The 2,372-nt window shown below is 60.6% G+C and carries 1 protein-coding gene; it reads left to right on the forward strand.

The features are described 5' to 3' along the window. A partial coding sequence (gene acnB / locus KGB06_RS28890) for a bifunctional aconitate hydratase 2/2-methylisocitrate dehydratase (RefSeq protein ID WP_223521817.1) occupies positions 1-2,372 on the forward strand: 2,372 nt, incomplete at both ends.

Raw genomic sequence — 2,372 nt, forward strand, 5'->3', positions numbered from 1 at the left:
GCCCTCGCCAAAGGCGAAGCCAAATCCCCTCTGATCGACAAGAAGCGCGCGGTTGAACTGCTCGGCACCATGCAGGGCGGCTACAACATTGTCACGTTGGTCAACCTGCTGGACGACGCCGAACTGGCCCCAGTGGCTGCCGAAGAACTCAAGCACACCCTGCTGATGTTCGACGCTTTCCACGACGTCGCTGAACGCGCCAAGAACGGTAACGTTCACGCCAAAGGCGTGCTGCAATCCTGGGCTGACGGCGAGTGGTTCAAAAACCGCCCTGTGCTGGCCGACAAGATCAGCCTGCGCGTGTTCAAGGTCACCGGCGAAACCAACACCGACGACCTGTCCCCTGCTCCGGACGCCTGGTCCCGCCCGGACATCCCGCTGCACGCCCTGGCCATGCTGAAAATGGCTCGCGACGGCATCGTGCCGGACGAGCAAGGCGTCACCGGCCCGATGAAGCAGATCGAAGAAATGCGCGGCCAAGGCTTCCCGATCGCCTACGTCGGTGACGTGGTCGGTACCGGTTCGTCGCGTAAATCCGCCACCAACTCGGTGCTGTGGTTCTTCGGCGATGACGTGCCTTACGTGCCGAACAAACGCGCTGGCGGTTTCTGCTTCGGCAACAAGATCGCTCCAATCTTCTACAACACCATGGAAGATGCGGGCGCCCTGCCAATCGAATTCGACGTCACCAACATGAACATGGGCGACGTGATCGACCTGTACCCGCATGTTGGCAAAGTCTGCAAGCACGGTACCGACGAAGTCATCACTACCTTTGAAATGAAGACGCCGGTGCTGTTGGATGAAGTCCGTGCTGGCGGTCGTATTCCGCTGATCATCGGCCGTGGCCTGACCGATAAGGCTCGCGCCGAACTGGGTCTGCCAGCGTTCGACCTGTTCAAGAAACCGGATGCCCCGATCGAAAGCACCAAGGGTTTCACCCTGGCGCAGAAAATGGTCGGCAAGGCATGCGGCGTAGCAGGCGTTCGTCCTGGTACTTACTGCGAACCGAAGATGACCACCGTGGGTTCCCAGGACACCACCGGTCCGATGACCCGTGACGAACTGAAAGACCTGGCGTGCCTGGGCTTCTCCGCTGATCTGGTGATGCAGTCCTTCTGCCACACCGCGGCTTACCCTAAGCCGATCGACGTGACCACCCACCACACCCTGCCAGACTTCATCATGACCCGCGGCGGCGTTTCCCTGCGTCCGGGCGACGGCATCATCCACAGCTGGCTGAACCGCATGCTGCTGCCGGACACCGTCGGTACCGGTGGTGACTCGCACACCCGTTTCCCGATGGGCATTTCGTTCCCGGCCGGTTCCGGTCTGGTTGCGTTTGCCGCTGCCACCGGCGTTATGCCGCTGGACATGCCGGAATCGATCCTGGTGCGCTTCAAAGGCAAAATGCAACCGGGCGTCACCCTGCGTGACCTGGTTCACGCCATTCCTTACTTCGCGATTCAGGCTGGCCTGTTGACCGTTGAGAAGAAAGGCAAGAAGAACGCCTTCTCCGGCCGCATTCTGGAAATCGAAGGCCTGGACAACTTGAGCATCGAACAGGCTTTCGAGCTGTCCGACGCCTCGGCTGAACGTTCGGCTGCCGGTTGCACCATCAAGCTGTCGAAAGAGTCGATCACCGAGTACCTGAGCTCCAACATCACCCTGCTGCGCTGGATGATCGGCGAAGGCTACGGCGATGCGCGTACCCTGGAACGTCGTGCTCAAGCGATGGAAGCCTGGATCGCCAACCCTGAGTTGATGGTTGCCGATGCTGACGCCGAATACGCTGAAATCATCGAAATCGACCTGAACGACATCAAAGAGCCTGTACTCTGCGCGCCAAACGACCCGGACGACGCCCGTCTGCTGTCCAGCGTTGCTGGCGAGAAGATCGACGAAGTGTTCATCGGTTCGTGCATGACCAACATCGGTCACTTCCGCGCGGCCGGCAAGTTGCTGGATCAGGTCAAAGGTCAGCTGCCAACCCGTCTGTGGCTGTCGCCGCCGACCAAGATGGACGCTCACCAGTTGACCGAAGAAGGCTACTACGGCATCTACGGCAAGGCCGGCGCGCGCATGGAAATGCCGGGCTGCTCGCTGTGCATGGGTAACCAGGCTCGCGTAGAACCAAACGCCACCGTAGTGTCGACGTCGACTCGTAACTTCCCGAACCGTCTGGGTGACGGCGCGAACGTCTACCTGGCCTCGGCCGAGCTGGCGTCCGTGGCTTCCATCCTGGGTCGCCTGCCGACCGTCGAGGAGTACATGGAATACGCTGGCAAGATCGACAGCATGGCGGCCGATGTCTACCGCTACCTGTCCTTCGACCAGATCGCCGAGTTCCGTGAAGCTGCTGCGAACGCCAA

Source organism: Pseudomonas sp. GL-B-19 (genome assembly GCF_019956415.1).
Classification (GTDB): Bacteria; Pseudomonadota; Gammaproteobacteria; order Pseudomonadales; family Pseudomonadaceae; genus Aquipseudomonas.